Source organism: Maribacter sp. X9 (assembly GCF_048537565.1).
In the GTDB taxonomy this organism is placed as follows: Bacteria; Bacteroidota; Bacteroidia; order Flavobacteriales; family Flavobacteriaceae; genus Maribacter.
The window spans coordinates 2,906,451-2,927,078 of the sequence record NZ_CP183215.1 but is presented as its reverse complement, the minus strand read 5'-3'; the positions used below and the strand labels follow the sequence as shown (position 1 = coordinate 2,927,078).

Genomic DNA, 20,628 nt, shown 5'->3' with positions numbered 1-20,628 from the left:
TGTTTTTAATTCTATTTCGAATTTTTATGTCAGCAGCTTTTAATTTTGGAAAGGAATACTCCTATTTCTTATTATATCCAGTTCAATTGTCCGTTTTTTCTTCATGCTGGGAATTAGATTCTCTTATTTTTATCATACCCTAAAGAGGTGAAAAACGGTCGGTTGGCGATGCATGGTTCCCTTTCGTCCCTACCCTATCCAAATCCGATATGGTAAAAATTTTTATAGAAAGAGTGGTTAAGAGAGGTTGGTTATGCAAAGTGTCCAGAAGCGATTCGTGTTCCATGGAACAGAGGAAAACTAAAAATTGGTAAATACAGACCTTAAATATTTTACACTATTTTCAATTTATGTCCAATCCCATAGCCGAGACACAATCGAAAGCTGACGGACTTCACAACGTAGAAAAAGTACCACCAATATAGGTTTGGGATTTAGGAAGGAACAATTACTTGATAAGAGTAACCATCCTAGAAATTTTCATAGAAATAAATTAACAAATTTTTTGAATATAATATTTTGCTTTTCTAGACGACTGGTCATATATTTGCGGTGTCAAATTGATTCATATCCATTGGGAATAAGTTCAAAACATATCGAAAAATCAGATTATCTGATAGAAAAAGGCCTCAGTATTCTGTGGTCCAGGGGATATAATGGAACTAGTATAAATGACGTTGTAAACGCGGCTGAAGTACCCAAGGGATCTTTCTATTTTTATTTTGAGTCAAAAGAAGATTATGTCGTTAAGGTATTGGAGAAATATTTTGAAAATAAAAGGGCCAACATCATAAAAGACATTTTCAACGATGCAGATACCCACCCTAAGGAATGTATTTTAAATTTTTATAAACTTAGAGTGAAGTATATAAAAGAAAAATTACACTGTACGTTAGGATGTATGGGTTCAAATATGTCGACAGAAATGGCCGAGCATAGTGAAAAGATTCGTACTACAATTTTGGCGGAAGAACGAAAAATAAGATTACAAGTGAGGGATGTTGTCAAAAAAGCACAAGATGCCAACGAAATTACAAATCCGATCGAGGCCGATAAAATCGTGGATTTTATAGAAGACTCATTTAAAGGCATGTTGACCTCCATGAAGGAGACCAAAAGTTCAGAACCCTTGGATAATTTTCTGAATTTTTTATCGGTGATAATCAAATAATTTTTTTTCAATACGATAACCAACTGGTCAACTATATCTAAAGGCGATATTAACATTAAATTCAATCAAAAAATGAGCTAAGAAACACTATTAATAACCAACTGGTCAACTATTATTGTTGAATCATACTTAAAAACCATTAGAATTACATATCCATTTTCAACTACAAGGAATGTATATAGCTGAATGTAACACTATATCAAATGAATAAAATAGAGATTACTTTTTTACATTGTTTATAACCGACTGGTCAACTATATTTTAAATTTAATAAAATGAAAATAGAAATTATACAAATGAATTATACAAAAACTATTATTAGCTTATTAGTACTTGCTACCTCAGTATTAATTATTGCATGTACAGAGTCAAAAGCCTCCGACGAAAGTGCGGGTGCCCTACCTGTGCCTTATATCAATCCTATCAAGGAGAACATAGATGATTGGGAAGATTATATTGGGAGGTTCGAGGCATCCCAACGGGTAGATATACGTTCAAAAATCAACGGATATATTGAAGAGGTCAGGTTTGAAGACGGTGAAACTGTCAAGAAAGGCCAAGTACTTTTCGTCATAGACCAACGCCCTTTTTATATTGCCTTAAAGCAAGCTGAAGCCCAAAAACTAGAAGCTGAAGCAAATTTGAGCAGAACAGAAAGCGACTATAACCGTATTGCATCAGTACAAGATTCTAGGGCAGTCTCTGGTGAAGAGGTACAACAGCGCCAACAAATTGCTAAATCTGCCGAGGCTAGACTAATGGCGGCTAAAGCAAACTTGGCGCAAGCGCAATTGGACCTACAATACACCGAAGTCAAAGCGCCTATAAGTGGTATTGTTAGCGAAAAATTTATTGATAAAGGAAACTATGTAACCGGGGGCTCCTCTACCGCAACGATACTAACTACAATCCTGACTATAAACCCTATTCATTTCTATTTCGAAGGGGATGAAAATGGCTTTTCAAACATCATCAACAACAACGTTGCTCAAAAAGTAAAAGTTAAGCTCTCCGATGAAGATTATTTTACTAGGGAAGGTGTTCTAGATTTCGTAGATAATCAAGTAGATAAAAGTACCGGTACCGTAAGAGAGCGGGCTATTTTTGACAATGAAGAAATGAACTTGCAGTCGGGTATGTTCGGCAGAATTAGACTGGTAAAAGAAAAAAAATCCGCCATTCTAATTCCGGATGAAGCAATCGGGTCCAATCAATCGCAAAAAATTGTCTATACGATAGATGAAAACAATACGATTAAGGTCAAACCTGTTCAACTAGGAAAACTTTATCATCAAAAGTATAGAATAGTGCTTGAAGGCCTATCTAGCGATGATAGAATAGTTGTGGGCAATCTGCTTAAAATAAGACCCGGAATGGCTGTAGATCCGAAGAAAGAATCTTTTCTACTTATAGATGAAAACACTGTAGCCAGCACTAAAAATTAAAACAGCAAAGTATTGAATATCAACATCTAGCCTGAAAATTAGGGCTGGATAAGGATTTCTATTTCCCACAACAAAGTGAAAAAATTAAAATAACAAGAATGAATTTTAGCCATAATTTTATAAAACGGCCTATTTTATCCATTGTGATATCGATCATCGTACTGATTGTCGGTGGGTTGGCCTATTTTGCACTTCCGGTGTCTCAATATCCCGAAGTTGCACCACCAACGGTCGTTATACGGGCAATGTATCCCGGAGCCAGTGCAGAAACTATTTCCAAGACTGTCGCCACTCCACTTGAACAAGAAATAAACGGTGTCGAAGGAATGATCTATATGCTTTCACAAGCCACTAACGATGGGGCCTTGGAAATTACCGTTTCATTTAAACAAGGTATAGATGTTGACGCAGCCCAGGTATTAGTGCAGAACCGCGTGGCTATAGCAGAACCAAGACTACCTGAACAGGTTAGAAGACTTGGGGTCACCACTCAAAAAAGTGCCCCCGATTTGATGATGGTGATACATATGATATCTCCTGAAAGTACATATGACCAAACTTATTTGGCCAATTATGCCAATTTTCAGATCATCGATAAATTATCCCGTATCGATGGGGTCGGGTCCGTTCGAATGTTCGGTGGAGATCAGTACGCTATGCGTATTTGGTTAAATCCAGATTTAATCGCGAATCTGGACATGACACCCAATGAAATTTTACAAGCCTTGCGCGCACAAAATGTTCAAATTGCCGGTGGTACCCTAAACCAACAGCCCATTACCGACCAAAATGCATTTGAAATCAACATTCAAACCCAAGGAAGACTGAATACCATTGCCGATTTTGAAAATGTAATTATCAGAAATGGCGAAAACGGGCAACTGGTACGACTTAAGGATATAGGAAGGGTTGAATTAGGAGCGGCAGGTTATGCCACCAAGGGATACTTAAACAAATATCCAGCTGTAGCATTACCCGTTTTTCAAAGACCGGGAACCAATGCCTTGGAAACTGCGGATGCCATTAAAAGCACCATGAAAGAAGTTTCAAAAGATTTTCCAGTAGATATAGAATATCGTATCGCTTACAATCCTACAGAATTCATACAACAATCCATTGACGAGGTCGGCGGTACTATTTTTGAGGCCGTGATTCTAGTCATCTTGGTCATTATCCTCTTCCTGCAAACCTGGAGAGCTGCCATCGTTCCTATTCTGGCAATACCTGTTTCTTTGGTTGGTACATTCGGCGTGATGCAGGCTCTAGGCTATTCCTTAAATAGTTTAACGTTGTTCGGACTTGTTCTTGCAATCGGTATTGTGGTCGATGACGCCATTGTTGTCGTCGAGAATATGGAACGGAATTTAAAAGCTGGCCTGGGGGTTAGAAAAGCGGCCGAAAAAACAATGACCGAAGTGGGTGGGGCCTTAATTGCTATGGGCCTTGTACTTGTTGCGGTATTCTTACCCACGTTATTCTTAGATGGAATTAGCGGTAAATTCTACAGTCAGTTTGGGGTAGTTGTTGCGGTCTCCACCATGATTTCAGTATTCGTTTCTTTGACATTAAGTCCAGCAATATCAGCTATTGTAATGAAACCACATAAAGAAACATCTGCTCATAAAGATGTGGCTACAATGCGTATAGTGCCTAAATTCTTTGCCAAGTTTAATCAAGGTATGGATTGGGTGTCCGATAAATATGGTCGCATTACAACTAGTTTTATAAGTAAAAGTAAAACCGTAATGCTCGTTTACATTGGTCTTATAGCGCTTACGGTCTTTGCGTTCTATAGAGTGCCTACAGGTTTTATACCCGAACAGGACCAAGGGTATTTTATATCGGTAATACAACTTCCACCAGGTTCATCTTTGGAAAGAACCGATAAGGTGGTTAAACAAGCCATTGATAGCGTTTTGAGCATTAATGGTGTAAAAGATGCCATTGCCTTTACTGGTTTTGATGCCGCTACTTTTACCAATTCCTCAAATGCCGGAGTAATTTTTACAGCATTGGATGACTTTGAAGTACGCCATGAAAAAGGTATATCCTATATAGACTTACAGCAAACCCTTGCTAGCTCATTGGGAGGAATAGACGATGCATTTATAATCGTAATTCCCCCTCCACCGGTAAGAGGTATCGGTAGTGCAGGCGGTTTTAAAATGATGCTTCAAGATAGAGCGGGCTTGGGTAATGAGCAACTGCTGCAATCCGGTTATGAATTAATGGCCGCTGCCAATCAAGATCCAGCGTTGACCAATGTGTTTACCTTCTTCAATACCAGTTCTCCACAACTATTCTTTGACCTGGACAAGGAGAAAGCCCAAAAACTAGGGGTGCCCATCGATGAAATTTCAAGTGCGTTAGAAATTTATATGGGATCGGCTTTTGTCAACGATTTCAACCTAAATGGAAAGACTTTTAGGGTTACCGCACAAGCGGATGGGGATTACCGCTATGCTCCCGAAGACCTGAGACGTATTCGAGTAAAAAATAAGGAAAATAGAATGCTTCCCCTTAGCGCCATAGGAACCTTGGAAAACATTTCCGGTCCCGCAAGAGTACCTAGATACAACCTCTACCCTGCTTTAGCATTATCCGGAAATGCCGCTGATGGTTATAGTTCTGGAGAATCATTGGCAGCTATGGAAAGGTTAGCTGAAAAAGTTTTACCCCAAGGAGTGGATTACGAATGGACAGAAATTGCATACCAACAACAAAATAGTGGGGATACCGCTGTTATTGCCTTTTTACTTGCCGTATTGTTCGTGTTCTTATTATTGGCCGCGCAATACGAAAGTTGGGTTCTCCCCTTAGCGGTAATCCTGATAGTTCCTATGTGTTTACTATCTGCGATGTTCGGGGTAGGATTAGTTGGTATGGACAACAACATACTAACTCAAATCGGACTGGTAGTCTTAGTTGGATTGGCTAGTAAAAATGCCATCCTAATCGTAGAATTCGCCAAACAACTGGAAGATCAAGGCTATAGTTTGGAAGAAGCGGCCAAGGAAGCGGCCAGATTAAGACTACGCCCCATTCTAATGACTGCCTTTGCCTTTATTCTTGGCGTCATCCCACTGGTAATCGCGCAAGGGGCAGGTGCTGAAATGAGAAAATCTTTAGGTACGGCAGTTTTCAGTGGCATGCTAGGGGTTACCTTCTTTGGCCTTCTCTTTACCCCTGTTTTCTATGTATTATGTAGAAAACTAGTACTTAAAAACAAACCACAAATAAACGCTTAGTCAAAAATGAAATATTTAATACACATAACATTCCGAACTGCCTTCCTTTTACTAATGCTTCAAGGATATGCCCAAACGGACACCATTCAAAAATGGAGGTGGCAGTCAATATCACAAAAGAATGTTGCCCTGTTCATAGGAACGGATACCATTACCAAAACTGCAGAACCCTTAACCGGAAATAAAGAATGGTGGAAATCTTTTGGATATAAGCAATTGGATAGCCTAATAGGTCTGGCTATTAAAAACAATATCGATGTAAAAATTGCTCAGACCAAAATTGAACAGGCCCGGGCACAAAAAAGGATTGTGATGTCTACGTTATTCCCATCCATAAAATTAGAACCTTCTGTTATGCGTCAAGAACTTTCTGGGAATAGGCCAAATCCTTTCGGCGGGCAGCTGAACAGAGTGAACTTAAACACCTTTGAAGTGCCTTTGGTATTGAACTATAAACTGGATATTTTCGGAGAAAATATAGACCAGGTAAAAGCCAATAAATTACTTACTAGTTCTAGGGAGGAAAATAAAAAAGACATTACACTACAGGTGTTAACAGAAGTAGCCCAAAATTACTTTCTGTTACTACAATTAGATGCTGAAAAAAACCTTCTCAAAGAGACCGAAGAAACCCGTATTCATAATCTAGAAATAACAACTGTCAGAAATGGGGCTGGTCTGGTTAGTCAAATAGATGTTCTCAGGGCTAAATCAGAACTATCGTCGGTACAGGTTCAACAAAAGAACAATGAAAAATTGCGTTCGGAGATTGAATTGATTTTAGCCTTATTAACAGGAGCCGACGCCACTTCTTTTACAATAGCACCGACAACTATTGAATTTATGCCTCCTGAAATTTTACTCTTGGAAAAGGATATGGTTGCTGCGACCCGACCTGACCTAAAAGCGGCCATTCTTCGATTGGAATCTTCAGAAAAATTAGCTAGAAGCCAAAAAAAACAACTGCTACCTTCTTTTTATGCAAGTGGGTCATATGGATATCTATCTGGGAACAGCTCTAATTTAATCGAAAACAATAGCAAGAACTGGGCTGCTGGTATCACCGCCTCCTTGCCCATTTTTGAAGGTGGAAAAAAACGTTCTGAAATTAAACTTAGAGAAAGTGAATTGAACGAAAGTAAAGAAAGATATAACCAACAGCTTTTACTATCGTACCAACAAATAGAAAACTCATATGCGCAATTAAACTGGGTACATGAGCAATTATTGGCACAACAAGAATTTGTCAGTGCAGCAATAGATGCGGCAAGTTTAACTGGCGAACGATATAGAAAAGGCCTAGTGAACTACATTGATGTTGTAGACGCAGAAAGACAGGTTCTTGAAGCGGAACAACTCAGTGTACAGTTATTCGGTCAAGAATTGATTGGTAGGGTAACCTTAATACGGGCACTCGGTATAACGCCATAATTGTTACCTATTAAAATGAACACAACACCACTAAAACTTAAGTAAAATGAAAAAAAGTTCAGAGGGAATTATTTTTATTGTAGACATAAGTGGCTATTCAAAGTTTGTAAAAGAAATTGATAATGAAATTGGGGCTGAAGTTATTTCAGACCTCTTGCATACCATTATAAAATCGAATTACCTATCCTTTAGAATTTCAGAAATTGAAGGAGACGCTGTCCTATTTTACAAATTAGACCACATTTACCCCATTAGTAAGATATTGCTTCAGTTTGAAATAATGCTTACAGAGTTCAATAAGAAGATTGATTACTATAAAAACCTATACCATAATGTTGCCGATCTATCTTTAAAGTTAGTGGTGCATTATGGTACCATAGGCAAGTTCTCAACCGATGGATTCAATAAATTGTTCGGGAATACCCTTGTAGAGGCACATCGTCTTTTAAAGAACAGTATTCCCTATAGAACCTATACGCTCATTACCAACGCGTATCAAGAAAAATTAAATCAATTAGAATTAGATAGCGGTAAAAATATTGATTCACAACAGCATTACGATCAATACGACATCGGTAAACTTCATTATTCTTTTTACCCATTTAAAAATTCAAAATATAGGATAGAAAATACATTAGCGATAGCATAGGTAATTTTGTAATTATCAAATATGAAAAGAGGGAAAAATCCATTTATAAATCAGAATGGAACTATCAAAAATAATGAACTCTTATTCCTTTGAGTGACAAATTCATGAAGCTAAAAATCTTGCAAGACTAGAGGTCTTTAAACACTCTCAAAATAATTTTGAATGCATTCGAGATCTGGTGGACTTGCTCCCCTTTTGAGGAAGATGTTCAGTTCTGTTAATAACTCTCATTTTCATTTTTGCTACAGCTGTGTTTTCTGCTTTCATAACGGTATCTAAAGACCATCCGATAACCTTTCCATCAGCCAAATCCATAGCTATTGTTAAATATTACCAACCTAGGCCTGTATGGGTATAAGTATGATTACGCTCAGGAACACCCATCCCGGTATAGTTTCCATAGAGGTGATATCGGATATCCGGACTAGTTTTTTTCTAAAGACTGTAAAGTTCCGGTTCAAAGTATTACAGGCCAAGGGATAGTTGTGTTCTCTCTCCGTTGCAACTTTGAACTTAGGCTTTCTTCCGGCAAACGGATTATTGGCACTCCTCATGCTGGTTACTCTTAGTCCGAAAACGAGGAATTTCCTAGTGATTTCTAGATCTTTTGGTTTGGAATTCATTTTCAAAGGTCCTTCTAGTTTCAGAAGTATTCCATAACCTATTTTTCCTTAAAAATTTGACTTTAAATATTCAATGCCGAATTCGTAGCTAAAACCCATTTTAATATTGTAGGTTTCCATCATGTGACATAAATTCATGGTTCATATAGAACCATGCCAGAAAATAAGACCCTTTTATTGCTTTGTTTTGGGTTCATGTCCTTTTTTGGGGAAGCTCAAGATTTCTTTCACAAAGATTCCATTTCTATTTTGGCAGATTCACTGCACAATACAGAAGCTTATAAGGAAGCCCTTATCATGCGAAAAAAAGCTTTGAAGCATGTGGACCAGTACAACAAGGATTACCAAGCCTATTTGTGGTCCAAATATTACCATACCCGAGCTTGCATTTCAGAAAATAGAAGCTACGATTATTACAATCCCAAGGATTCTATTTCCAGGCGAGAACGAGAACTATTGCTCCAAGATGCCATAAATTATATTGAAAAAGCACGTGTGGTCTACGCACCAGCCACAAATAAGGATAAACGGTATTTATATGACCTACAGAACAGAATTTATCACGAAAAAGGTTACCTAGGTCAATGGAAAGATGCCCTGAAAGAAGCAAATTTAGGATATAAGATTTTAAAAGACACCTTGGGTGAAAAGGATAAAAAAATTGTAGATCTGATCTACGACATTGGTTACATCAACGGAAAATTGGGCCGTTATAATACGAGCGCGGAATACTATCAGAAATCCTTAGAACTTTACGAAAAGATATTACAGTCCCCGCATACTGACATTGCCCAAGCTTACCTGAACATAGCACAGGAATACAATAAAATGGGATTCCGATCAAAGGAACTGAACGCGCTTTTAAAAGCTCGGGACATTTGGGAACAACTTCAAAACAGTGATGACAATGGTTATTTATACCGATGCTATGGCAGCTTGTTTCAATGGTACTTGAATTATGGGGACATAGAGGTCGCCGAACATATTCTTCAAAAAAGACAAAAACTTTTCAAGCAGGAGTCAACGGCTCAATTATCATTCATTAGAAACCATGAAGAAGAATACCATGAAAATCTGTCCCAATCTGTCGATCGAATTTCATTACACTTAAAACAAGGAGATTCTTTGGCAGGCATAAAGGAAATTGATTCGCTTTTGAACAGGATCCCGACCCGGGACAAAATGGGCTTCAAATTTGAAGCCGAATACAAATCGTGGGCATGGCAAGAGTATGCAGGGCTCATGAAAAAGGAATATCCCATAAAGGCCTTGGCCGCAATGGACAGTACCATTGCAATAGCAACATTATCAAAATTCCAACTGGACCCCTACCCTTTTTTCACAACCAAGGCGAGATTATTGGTGGAACAAGAAAAATGGGAAGAAGCCTCATTTTTTTTGGAAAAATTAATACCCACCATAACCGGAAAGGAAAGGGCCGAACTTTTCCCGTTGTACATTTTAAATGGAAAGACCCTCCAGGCCTTGGAGCGCACGAATGAAGCGGAGAACAATTTTCAAAATGCACTGTCCGAGGCCTGTTTGCACAATGTATCCAGAGCAGGGCATGTCTCCTACAAAGACCTAAAACCCCTCATCTCTTTTGAAACGGTCGAAGGATTTATGGCCATGGGCGATTTTTATTTTGACCGGTATCAAAAAGGGAAAGACAACCATGATTTGAAAACAGGGTTGGAACGGTACTTTTTGGCATCTCAACTCTTCCACAACCTATATCTGGGCGACCGCTACAATAAACAGCTTTTCAAGACATATACCTCCCTTATGGCCCGACTTCTGGAATGTGCCCACGTATTGTCCATAAAAAAGAGTCCGCTTATCGCCCAAATCGTCAATGAAAGTGAGAACAATGCTTCCAGATTGACATGGTCTCGGTTTATGTTCAGCCAGCATGCAAATAAAATGGGACTACCAAAGTCCATATTGGAACAGGAAAGTGACCTCCGTTCACAGCTCGAATTCTATTTTTCCAAACGCTATTCATTTCCATTAGAAAAGGACTCCATAAAAACTTCGCTCTGGGAAAAAAACATCGATAGTCTTAAGTGGGAGCAGCGAAAACTAATGGAAACCATCAAAAAGGATTATGCCGGTTATTATACCCTTCTATTTCATGATTTTGATATCACTTCCCTACAAAATGAACTCAAGGGGAACACCATAATCTTAAAATATCTATACACGCAGGATGAGCTTTTTCTTTTTGAAATTGGAAAAAATCACCTCATCACCCATTTACTGGGCAAAAAACCATCGCTGAACACCCAAATAAAGACCCTTTTAGAGGCCTTGCGAAACAGGGAGCATTTATCTTCAGATTTACAAAAAGCCCTATTGCCCGAATCTATTTCTAAAAATGTGGAACACATGGTCATCATACCTGATGGATTATTGTCATACCTTCCTTTTGAAGTACTTTTTGATCCCGACCAAATGCCAGCAATATCCTATGCTCCATCCCTGATTCTATACCAAGCCCAAATGGCGGTCAAAAAGAACACTCCCGAAAATAAAATGGGTGCTTTTTCCTCTTCGCAAACCGCTTCCCAATTAAGTACGCTTCCATATGCTGAAAAGGAAATCTCCCAAATATTGAAATATTTCCCTGGGGACAAGCACACCCATACAGGGAAGGAAAATTTTTCAAAAGAAGCGCCCAACTATGATCTGCTCCATATTGCCACCCATTCTTCCGTGGACATTGACCCTGATCGTTCGGCCCTTTTCTTTGGTGAGGAAAAACTTTTTGCCTCGGAAATCTATAATAAACATCTCAATGCCAAGATGGCCGTTTTGAGTTCCTGTGACACGGGTTCGGGAAGTTTTAAGAATGGTGAAGGCATTATGAGCCTGGCCCGTGCATTTACGTATGCAGGGGTTCCTACTACGGTGATGGGGCTTTGGCAAGTGGACGACCGCGCAACGGCCATGCTCATGGAATATTTTTACAAACATCTAAAAGAAGGACAGACCAAGGATGTAGCCCTAAAAAATGCCAAATTGGATTATTTGCATACCATAAAAGACCCGCTATTAAGACATCCTTACTATTGGGCAGGTTTTGTAGTTACAGGAAACACGGATGCCATAACCGAAAACACCGCTATACCATGGTGGTGGATTGTTGCGTTGTCCTTTTTATTGGGGAGCTTATGGACTTGGAAGCGATTTGGAAATGCGGGCCATTAATTCCTTTGATTCTTCTTGTTTGAAAGAATCTTTTGAACCCTTTAGCATGGAAAGTTCTTCCTTCGTCTTTTTGTAATTCCCCTTTTTCAAATAGGCCAATGCCAAGAACCAATGGGAACGAAGAGCCAATGAATCTCCCGATGCGACATGTTGCTCCAATACTTTAATGGCCTCTTCAGTTCTGTCCAATGCCAATAAGGCGCTGCCCTTATAATATCCAATCCAAGCGGGAGTTTTATCCGGATCCAATTCATCAAAAAGCTTCAGGGCTTGGGAATACGTATTCTGTTCATAGGCAGAGAAAGCCAGAGCCAATGTATCCTCCCCTTCATTCCTTACCAACGGCAGCGAAACATTTTGGGCGGGCTTAAAATATTCAGAAAACAAACTGTTCGGATCTATGGGTTGTGAAATGTTGTAGAGATAGATTCCCATCAATAGGGCCACACTAGCTGCAATCGCGATGGTCCAATACCGTTTGGGCTTTAAAACTGGTTTTTCAACATCAAAGTTTTGCAACTTTTTCTTGAACAGTTTTTGGTCATGTTCCTTGGCCGCCTTTTTTACACGCTCAAAGAAGACAACCTCATCCCTAAATTCCATATCTTTTTGAATCAAGGTTTCAAAATGAACAGCTTCCTCACTCGAAAGCTTCCCGGCCAAATACTTTTCTATGAGTTCTTGTCTGTCCATTTGTTTCTGTTCCGGTTAACAATATCCTTTAATTTTTTGATACATCGAGATTTATGACTTCTTGTTACGGCCTCATTCTCATAGCTCCGTATTTGTGTGATCTCCTCATTGGTTAGTCCCCTGTAAAGTGCCATTGTTAACAAATCCCGACAATTTTCACCTAATTCCTCAAAACTTATGGCAAAAATGCGTTGCTCCTCCGTAAGGGCATCCTCCGAATCAACAGACTCCTCCGCCCTCATTTGTCCCATATCGATCGTGTTTTTTAAAGTGTCCGCTTTTAACTTATTAAAAATAAGATTCTTGAAAACACCTAAAAGATAGGTCTTAAAACTACCTTTTACAGCATAAAGTTTTCCCGATATTGCGTAATCCCTCATGATCAAAAAGCAATCCTGATAAATGTCAGCGGCGTCATCAGGGGATATCCCATATTTACCACACAAACCATAACAAGGCTCCCTAAAGGCATAATAGAGTTTTTTAACTTGTAGTTCATTTCCCGACCGAAGGTCATCAACATAGTGTTTCTCCATCCAAAAATTAAATCTTGGTCGATTTCTCGGTTAACATTTGTCCTGTTTTACAAACTATAAGGTAAACATACTAACAGAAATGGATCTTATAACCTCAAGAACCATCATTTTTCGCATTTTTTTAGGGCTGTTCCTATTGGGGAACATCAGCTCCGTTTACCCGCAAAACCAAGTTTCGTTCCGGCAATTGTCCATTAAAGAAGGCCTATCGCAAAACTCGGCCATTTCTTTGGCACAAGACAGTACCGGTTATCTATGGATCGCCACACAGGATGGTCTTAATAGATATGATGGGAGAAAATTTGAGTTGTTCCCACAGTATTTTGAGGACATTACCAATCCAACCTATTCCCAGCTGGGAAAGGTATATGTGGACCGTAAAGGACAGATATGGTCCCTGCCTGTATCTCACATTCCCCATCTTTTGGATACAGTCTCGAACAAGTTCCAAGCCCTTCCAGAGCTAAATAACATAAGTGTCATCTATCAAGATAGACAGGAGCGACTTTGGTTTGGTAGTTATGACCAAGGACTTTTTATGAGATCCCCGAACAGTAAAAAAATACAACATGTATTAAAACCGGACTTTGTCGGAACCATTTATTCCATTACGGAAGATGATAAGGGGATAATTTGGTTAGGATGTGAAAATAAAATTGTATCCTTCAATCCTTTGGACATCAAAACAGCAACTTCGCACTGGCCAGATGGAAACAAACTATCATCGGCCAACTACAGCAACATCCTATTTGACCAAAAGGGAACCCAATGGATAGGAAGCTATGGCAATGGAATTTGGTATAGGGAAAAAGACGTCGAAACCTTTAAACACCCCGACATTTTTATTGATGACGCCAATGAATTATTGGATGATGTGTATGCCATCTCCATGCTTTTGGATTCCCGTAACCAACTTTGGATAGGAACTTATGGCGAAGGGGTTTTTAAAGTTGACCTGAACCTGAACCAGTTGAACCAGTTCCTTCCCAATAAGCATGATCCCACCACTATTCATTATAAGGATATCTTGAGTATTTATGAAGATTATACCGGAACCGTTTGGTTCGGTACCGATGGTGCCGGGGTCAGTTATTATGACCCGTTCCTTGAAAAATTCAACTCCTTTACCAATTTACAGACCCCGGCCAATATCAGTATTGATGTAGTAAGGGCACTGACCAAAGATCAAAGAAATAGGGTATGGATCGGTACCAGTGGTAAAGGCCTTTCCTATTACGATCCCATGAACGATAGCTGGGAGACCTTTACCAAGGAGAATACCAAGAATGCATTGAGTTCCAACAGAATTATGAGTTTGTTACCAGGCAGTAATGGCGAACTTTGGATAGGCACCCAAGAAGGAGGATTGAACATTAGGGACAAAAATGGAAAATACACAACATATGATGAGACCTCTACGATAAAATTCCCCGGCAAGACCATTTGGTGCATGCAAGCCGATGCACAAGGAAATAAATGGTTGGGCACTAGGGAAAAAGGACTCATCAAGTTTGGTAGCGATAGCGGGGTTTTGGAAACTTATGACAATACCCCTTCAGGAAAAAACCTGCCTTCCAACAATATCAGGGCCATGGCTTTTGAAAATGACAAGATCCTATGGATTGCCTCCCAAGACGATGGTATTGCCCGATTGGATCTAGAAAGTAAAAAAGTAACGACCTATTCAGCGGATTCCATACAAAAAAACAGCTTGTGCAGTAACCACATCAAATCATTACACTATGATCCCAGAGGCGTTCTTTGGATAGGTACTTATGGTGCCGGAATCTGTGCCTTGGAACTATCCAGTGGCAAATTTTACCATTATAACGAAGAAGATGGTCTTGCCAACAATGTCATTTATGGCATACTGCCCGATTCCGAAAACAATCTTTGGCTCAGCTCCAACAAGGGGATCACAAAATTCAGTGTCCCCAAGGATTGGAACAGCCCGCCCGTGATCACCAATTACAACAATTACGATGGCCTTGCCACAGAATTCAATACCGGAGCTTATTATAAGGCCGAAAATGGTGACCTCTATTTTGGCGGACTGGAAGGTTATTATTGGTTCAACCCATCACTGGTAGGTGTAAATCCGGTGCTTCCCAAAACGGTCATCACTGGCCTTGAAATTTTTAATCAACCTGAAGCGTTGGTTCCCCATGCCGAATTCAAGGCAAACCAAAACACGGTGGCCTTTCAATTTTCGAGCCTACAGTTTTCGCTTCCTAAAAAAAATCAATTCCAATATAAATTGGAAGGGCACGACAACGCTTGGGTACATGCTGACAACACCAATATGGTACGATATACCAATCTTCCACCGGGCCAATATACATTTAAAGTAAAATCCAGCAATTATGATGGTCTTTGGAACGATGTTCCGGACATATATCCCTTTACCATAATGAAACCGTGGTACACCAGTAGTTTGGCATGGGGCGTTTATTCAGTGCTCCTTCTTTTGGGAATTTACATTGCCTATGCTTATTTCAAATGGCGCTGGCAAATGCAATGGAAGTTAAAATATCAAGAAGACGAAGCCATACGCCTGAAAGAACTGGATACCTACAAGAACAAACTTTACACCAATCTATCCCATGAGTTCAGGACACCACTGACCTTGATTTCCGCTCCCGTAAAAAAACGGTTGAACGATCCCGACCTGTCCCCACAGCTACAAAAGGACCTTAGGTTGATCGATCAAAATTCCACCCAACTCCTGGGTCTGGTAGATGAACTTTTGGAACTCTCCTTTTTGGAATCCGGCTCCGCAAAATTGCACGTGGAAAAAGGCAATGTGGATGGCTTTTTAAAGGCTTCGGCCTCATCCTTTATCCCGTTGGCTGAAAAAAGAAACATTGCTTTTTCGTATCGCATCGCGGACATGAAGGACGCATGGTATGATGTGGACGTACTTCATAAAATTCTGAACAACCTGTTGTCCAATGCCCTAAAACACAGTCCCGAAAAAGGAAAGGTCACTTTTAATGCGTTCCGAACAGGTTCGCTTATGTTGCGATTGGAGATCACCAATCAATTGACCGTTGGGCAACTCCCCCATTTGGACATCCTCTTTGATCGGTTTTATCAGGTCAACCAAAAAGCGGATGGGTTTGGTATTGGGTTATCCATGGTCAAAGAACTCGTCAAATTGAACCATGGAACTGTGGATGTCAGTTTAATCGACACGAACCGGATTCAATTTATAGTGGAACTGCCCATTCAAAAAAGTGCATTTAAACCGAAAGAAATCAAGGAAACCACACTTTTGGAGCAAGAAGAGATCCCACTGGACAACATTTCAACTATTTCTGGGCAAGGTGAAGAACTGCCGTTGATCCTCATCATAGAAGATCAAAAAGATCTTCAAGATTTCATAGCCGGACTGTTCCGGGAACATTTTAGAATCTTGACCGCAGGTGAGGGAAGATCAGGTATTGAACAAGCTATAAAGTTTGTACCTGATCTGGTCATTTCAGATATTATGATGCCCATAACTTCTGGAATTGAAGTTTGCAATACCTTGAAAGAGGATGAACGCACGTCGCACATACCCATAATTCTGTTGACTGCAAAAGCCAAATTGGAAGACGAGATCCAAGGCATAAAAACCGGTGCGGACGATTACATTACAAAACCCTTTCATCCCGAAAAGCTAAAGGCGCGTGCCGAAAATCTAATCGCTCTGCGAAAGCAATTGAGGAAAAACTACCAACAAGACGGGGTTCTCAAGCATCCAGAAGTTTCCTTTACCCCTACCGATGTGCAATTTTTGCGACGGGCCCAAAAAATATTGGATCAACACCTCTTGGAGCCCACTTTCAATGCCGCTCAATTTAGCCGGGAAATGGGTATGAGCCGTATGCAACTGCACCGAAAACTCACTGCCCTTACGGGGCTTTCCTCTTCAGCCTTTATTCGTTCCAAGCGTTTAAAGTCAGCGGTCCAACTGCTTAAAAATTCTGATGCCACCATTGCAGAGGTAAGTTATAGCACCGGATTCAACACACCTTCCTATTTTATCAAATGTTTTAAGGAGGCCTATGGTAAAACACCTATGGAATACATTGATTCAAATAATTGATAATCAATTGATTAAATAACACGTTACACTTGTTCCATAGATTGTTACATATCGTGCATCCCCAGTGTTGACTCCCTCCTACATTTGAATCGATCAAAAGCCAAAACCTGACAGACTTTTTGGAGACAAATAAGATTTCACAATAATCATAAAATATGGACATTAAAAAATACCTCATTACAGTACTTTGTATGACGGCTTTTCTACAGAGCGGCCAAGCACAATTTCTAAAGAAAATAAAGGACCGTGCCAAACAGGCGGCCGAAGAAACCGTACTTCGCAAGACAGAAGAAATAACTGAGCGCGAAACCTCTAAAAAAATAGATACCGTGTATGATAAGGCGACCAAGCCAAAAAAGCAAAAAAGCAAAAAGGATTCCTCAGAATCCAGAAATGATGACATGGACGACCTAGGTGGAACAGAAGGTATGGATGGGGGATCTCCAAATACTTTCGGGGTCTATTCCAAATTCACCTTTGTACCGGGCAACAAACAACTTTTCAATGACTTTTTTGGTTTAGACGACATCGGGGATTTTCCCGCTCTATGGGAAACCGCGGGTTCTGGTGAAGTTGTGATGTTGGAAGGGATTGAAGACAGTTGGCTTTCCCTACAAAGACGATCGGGATATTACCCTTCAATAGCCAACGAACTTCCGGAAAACTATACGATTGAGTTCGATTTGATTTCCCATGGGTACGGAAACACCAGCGGTAACAGTAAACTGTATCTTGCGTTTCTGCCTAAAAAAGCCTACAGCATGGGCCAAGCCGGGAGCGTGGCCGATGTGGAGATCCTATTCTCCGATTCTTTTATCCTCAACAATGTGGAGAACTTTGGGGCCGAGGCGGAGGTGCGCATCGCCAATAGAATCGAGCGCAACCTTCCCGAGCTTTTAAACAACAAGGTGCATATCTCCATCGCCGTGAACAAAAAAAGACTGCGCCTGTGGTTAAATGAGGAAAAATATGTGGACTCCCCAAACCTCTTGCAGGGAAAATTGGGTCGCCAATTTATCATCGAAGCCAGGGACATCCTGCCTGAAAAAGGGCATTTTGTGGGCATCAGCAATTTTATGATCGCAGAATCCAGCGAAGACCTGAGATCTCTCCTGCTCAAAAACGGAAAATACGCTACTACAGGTATCTATTTTGATTATGACAGTTGGATCGTAAAACCGGAATCTTATGGTGTCATCAAGGAAATCGCAGCCGTGCTGACGGCCACGCCCCAACTGAACCTGAAGATCGTGGGCCATACCGACAACAGTGGTGATGTAGCCTATAATCAATCCCTTAGTGAAAATAGGGCCGAGGCCGTAAAGCAAGTCTTGGTGGAGCAATTCAATATAGACGAAAATCGACTTGAATTTGAAGGCAAAGGCGAAACGGAGCCCGTTGCCGACAACAATACCCTTACGGGCAAGGCCAATAACAGACGGGTGGAATTCATTAAAAACTAACTCCAATGAAAATTAAGTCCATTCTTTACCTAGGGATATGCGCGGTGTTTTTTTGGGCCTGTGGCAAGGACGATAATGGTCCTGAACCCCAGCCAGAGCCTAATCCCGTACAACAACCCGAACCTGAACCTGAACCTGAACCTGAACAGCAAAAGGATACCGTGGTCTATGTGGCAGGGGTTCAGCTAAACGGTTATGGCAAGGCGGTGGCCACCCTGTGGACCAACAAGGTGCCACAGACCCTTTCCGATGACTTTTCTAACAACATAGCACAAGGACTGGAAATTATTGGAAAAGACCGCTATTTGATAGGCTATGGCCAATCTCCAAACAGGTCTAATGTGGCCAAACTTTGGAAAAATGGAGAAGAAACCACTTTGTTCGATGAGGATGATGATTCCTACGCAACAGCCATATGTAGTTATGAAGGGGTACCCTATGTCGCGGCCTCCTATGGGGGTGATGGGATCATAAAGGCCTGGACCCAAGATGCAGATAAAGATATTACCGATGGAACCTTTTACTCCTTTGCCTACGATATCGCCGTGGACGAAGCGGGCCATCCATACATCGTGGGATATGTGGCAAAACCACATCAAATTGCGACCCTCTGGCAGAACGGGACCCAAGTGGAACTTACCGACGGTAACTTTAATGCCCGGGCAAGAACCATTTTCCTTGCCGATGGTGACGTGTATGCCGGAGGGTATGAGGACAACAGTACCGGCTTTTCCGTGGCAAAAATATGGAAGAACGGACGGGCCGTTGCCCTTGGTGATGGGACCCAAGATTCCTATGTCTATTCACTATTCGTCTCAGAAAAAGAGGTGTATGCCGCCGGGATGGTGTACCTAGATTCCGATAGTGCAAAGGCCACTATTTGGAAAAACGGGATACCCATGGCCTTGGAAACCGCAGGATATAAGAAAAGTGTTATCTCAAAAATTAAAGTAGTCGGAAATACGGTATACGCCTGCGGATATCTCGAATCAGAATATGGAGACGAACTTAAGGCCGTGGTATGGAAAAATGGAACACTCCTCATTTTGGACAGCCCTTTCCCCAAATCTTTAGCTAGCGACCTAGAAATCGTCATCGAATAAAAACATAAATGAATAGTAATACGAAACAGATGAAAACAATACACTTATTTTTTACCATGGTCCTGTTGGGGATCACTACAATGACCATACAGGCCCAGACCAACGATTGGGTCGGGGAATGGAATACCAGGTTTACCCACACCGATGCATTGTGGAAACTCGACATCACCAAAAATAGCTATGGCGAATATATCGGAACCTTTCCTGATGGAAAACTGGTAGGGAAGATAACCAATGGGGAGCTTACAGGAACCTATACCCGTACCCCTAACAGCTTTGACCGCACCGGAATGGGAAAAATGGGGGAGTTTCGGTTTGTGCCCGCAGCCAATAATAAAAACAAGTTCACCGGATACTATAAGGTGGAAGGAAAGGATATATGGCAGGCCGATACCTGGAACGGAGAGAAAAAACTGCCCCCCAGCTTGGTAGAACAAATTGAAAAAAGGGAAACGGAAAAAAAATTGGGAACGATAAACAAGGACTTCCTGCCCGATACCCACAACATTTGGACGGGCACCTGGCAGACCGATGCCGTTGGCAAACTCAAAATAGTGGCCTCGGATCGGTTGCACATCAACGGAAAAGCCAATAAACCGATTGCGGGATCAAACCGAAGTACACTTTTTGATTTGGAAGGTGCCATTACAGGTGGGTCTAACCCAAATAGCAGCGTAAAATACTATCAAGGTACAATTAAGACCAAGGAGGGGAAGCAGGGCACTTTCTCGGTATATATGACGGATGAAGGTAAGTTTAGCGGCCACATCACTTGGTCAAATCCCGGGTATCGTGGTTTAGCAGCCACCACCCAGGAAGATTTTTCGGGGACAAAAACGTCATCGTCAACTCCCAGCCTGATCACCTATTATTAAAGCCACCACCATCTCCATGGGAATGGATAACTCCCTCGGAGTATTATAGGAATACCTCAACACCACCAGATATGACTCCCTATCAAATCAA

The 20,628-nt window shown here is 40.8% G+C and carries 13 protein-coding genes; 10 read left to right on the top strand and 3 right to left on the bottom strand.

From position 1 onward, the window contains the following. Positions 1-574: 574 nt before the first annotated feature. The 5 genes from ACNR9Q_RS12390 (at position 575) to ACNR9Q_RS12370 (ending at position 7,944) form a co-directional block, all read left to right on the top strand. The gene (locus tag ACNR9Q_RS12390; protein WP_419211532.1) at positions 575-1,171 is read left to right on the top strand and encodes a TetR family transcriptional regulator; all 597 of its coding nucleotides are present in this window, start codon (positions 575-577) and stop codon (positions 1,169-1,171) included. A gap of 275 nt (positions 1,172-1,446) precedes the next feature. Continuing rightward, the gene (locus ACNR9Q_RS12385) at positions 1,447-2,616 is read left to right on the top strand and encodes an efflux RND transporter periplasmic adaptor subunit (protein ID WP_419211531.1); all 1,170 of its coding nucleotides are present in this window, start codon (positions 1,447-1,449) and stop codon (positions 2,614-2,616) included. 98 nt (positions 2,617-2,714) lie between these two features. After that, entirely contained in the window at positions 2,715-5,864 is a 3,150-nt protein-coding gene (locus tag ACNR9Q_RS12380; protein WP_419211530.1) for an efflux RND transporter permease subunit, read from the top strand. A 6-nt stretch (positions 5,865-5,870) separates the two neighbouring features. Then, positions 5,871-7,295, top strand: a complete 1,425-nt coding sequence (locus tag ACNR9Q_RS12375) for a TolC family protein (RefSeq protein WP_419211529.1) — start codon at positions 5,871-5,873, stop codon at positions 7,293-7,295. Between the two features lie 46 nt (positions 7,296-7,341). Continuing rightward, complete coding sequence (locus ACNR9Q_RS12370; protein WP_419211528.1) at positions 7,342-7,944, top strand: DUF2652 domain-containing protein; 603 nt, start codon at positions 7,342-7,344, stop codon at positions 7,942-7,944. A 338-nt stretch (positions 7,945-8,282) separates the two neighbouring features. Here the strand turns inward: ACNR9Q_RS12370 and ACNR9Q_RS12365 are convergent, their stop codons facing one another. Then, positions 8,283-8,567 (bottom strand): hypothetical protein, encoded by a 285-nt coding sequence (locus ACNR9Q_RS12365; RefSeq protein WP_419211527.1) that lies wholly within the window; start codon positions 8,565-8,567, stop codon positions 8,283-8,285. A 153-nt stretch (positions 8,568-8,720) separates the two neighbouring features. On the opposite strand from ACNR9Q_RS12365, the gene ACNR9Q_RS12360 reads away from it, so the two are divergent. Beyond that, a complete protein-coding gene (locus tag ACNR9Q_RS12360) occupies positions 8,721-11,777 on the top strand; it encodes a CHAT domain-containing protein (RefSeq protein WP_419211526.1) in 3,057 nt (1,018 codons plus the stop codon). Here the strand turns inward: ACNR9Q_RS12360 and ACNR9Q_RS12355 are convergent. Further along, the gene (locus tag ACNR9Q_RS12355) at positions 11,739-12,470 is read right to left on the bottom strand and encodes a hypothetical protein (RefSeq protein WP_419211525.1); all 732 of its coding nucleotides are present in this window, start codon (positions 12,468-12,470) and stop codon (positions 11,739-11,741) included. The two genes, ACNR9Q_RS12360 and ACNR9Q_RS12355, sit on opposite strands and share 39 nt — an antisense overlap. Then, a complete protein-coding gene (locus ACNR9Q_RS12350) occupies positions 12,449-13,006 on the bottom strand; it encodes an RNA polymerase sigma factor (protein WP_419211524.1) in 558 nt (185 codons plus the stop codon). The genes ACNR9Q_RS12355 and ACNR9Q_RS12350 overlap by 22 nt, the downstream gene beginning before the upstream one ends. A gap of 79 nt (positions 13,007-13,085) precedes the next feature. Here ACNR9Q_RS12350 and ACNR9Q_RS12345 point away from each other — a divergent pair, with 79 nt between their 5' ends. The 4 genes from ACNR9Q_RS12345 (at position 13,086) to ACNR9Q_RS12330 (ending at position 20,537) form a co-directional block, all read left to right on the top strand. After that, positions 13,086-17,096: a two-component regulator propeller domain-containing protein gene (locus ACNR9Q_RS12345; RefSeq protein ID WP_419211523.1), complete on the top strand. Its 4,011-nt coding sequence runs from the start codon at positions 13,086-13,088 to the stop codon at positions 17,094-17,096. Positions 17,097-17,251: 155 nt separating this feature from the next. Then, the gene (locus ACNR9Q_RS12340) at positions 17,252-18,559 is read left to right on the top strand and encodes an OmpA family protein (RefSeq protein ID WP_419211522.1); all 1,308 of its coding nucleotides are present in this window, start codon (positions 17,252-17,254) and stop codon (positions 18,557-18,559) included. A gap of 5 nt (positions 18,560-18,564) precedes the next feature. Further along, the gene (locus ACNR9Q_RS12335; protein ID WP_419211521.1) at positions 18,565-19,662 is read left to right on the top strand and encodes a hypothetical protein; all 1,098 of its coding nucleotides are present in this window, start codon (positions 18,565-18,567) and stop codon (positions 19,660-19,662) included. A gap of 29 nt (positions 19,663-19,691) precedes the next feature. Beyond that, on the top strand, positions 19,692-20,537 hold the full coding sequence (locus ACNR9Q_RS12330; RefSeq protein WP_419211520.1) for a hypothetical protein: 846 nt from the start codon (positions 19,692-19,694) through the stop codon (positions 20,535-20,537). Positions 20,538-20,628 lie beyond the last annotated feature (91 nt).

Coding starts and splice junctions, on each gene's coding strand:
- ACNR9Q_RS12385 (WP_419211531.1), top strand. CDS start 1,447: ATGAAAATAGAAATTATACAAATGAATTATACAAAAACTATTATTAGC.
- ACNR9Q_RS12380 (WP_419211530.1), top strand. CDS start 2,715: ATGAATTTTAGCCATAATTTTATAAAACGGCCTATTTTATCCATTGTG.
- ACNR9Q_RS12375 (WP_419211529.1), top strand. CDS start 5,871: ATGAAATATTTAATACACATAACATTCCGAACTGCCTTCCTTTTACTA.
- ACNR9Q_RS12370 (WP_419211528.1), top strand. CDS start 7,342: ATGAAAAAAAGTTCAGAGGGAATTATTTTTATTGTAGACATAAGTGGC.
- ACNR9Q_RS12365 (WP_419211527.1), bottom strand. CDS start 8,567: ATGAATTCCAAACCAAAAGATCTAGAAATCACTAGGAAATTCCTCGTT.
- ACNR9Q_RS12360 (WP_419211526.1), top strand. CDS start 8,721: ATGCCAGAAAATAAGACCCTTTTATTGCTTTGTTTTGGGTTCATGTCC.
- ACNR9Q_RS12355 (WP_419211525.1), bottom strand. CDS start 12,470: ATGGACAGACAAGAACTCATAGAAAAGTATTTGGCCGGGAAGCTTTCG.
- ACNR9Q_RS12350 (WP_419211524.1), bottom strand. CDS start 13,006: ATGGAGAAACACTATGTTGATGACCTTCGGTCGGGAAATGAACTACAA.
- ACNR9Q_RS12345 (WP_419211523.1), top strand. CDS start 13,086: ATGGATCTTATAACCTCAAGAACCATCATTTTTCGCATTTTTTTAGGG.
- ACNR9Q_RS12340 (WP_419211522.1), top strand. CDS start 17,252: ATGGACATTAAAAAATACCTCATTACAGTACTTTGTATGACGGCTTTT.
- ACNR9Q_RS12335 (WP_419211521.1), top strand. CDS start 18,565: ATGAAAATTAAGTCCATTCTTTACCTAGGGATATGCGCGGTGTTTTTT.
- ACNR9Q_RS12330 (WP_419211520.1), top strand. CDS start 19,692: ATGAAAACAATACACTTATTTTTTACCATGGTCCTGTTGGGGATCACT.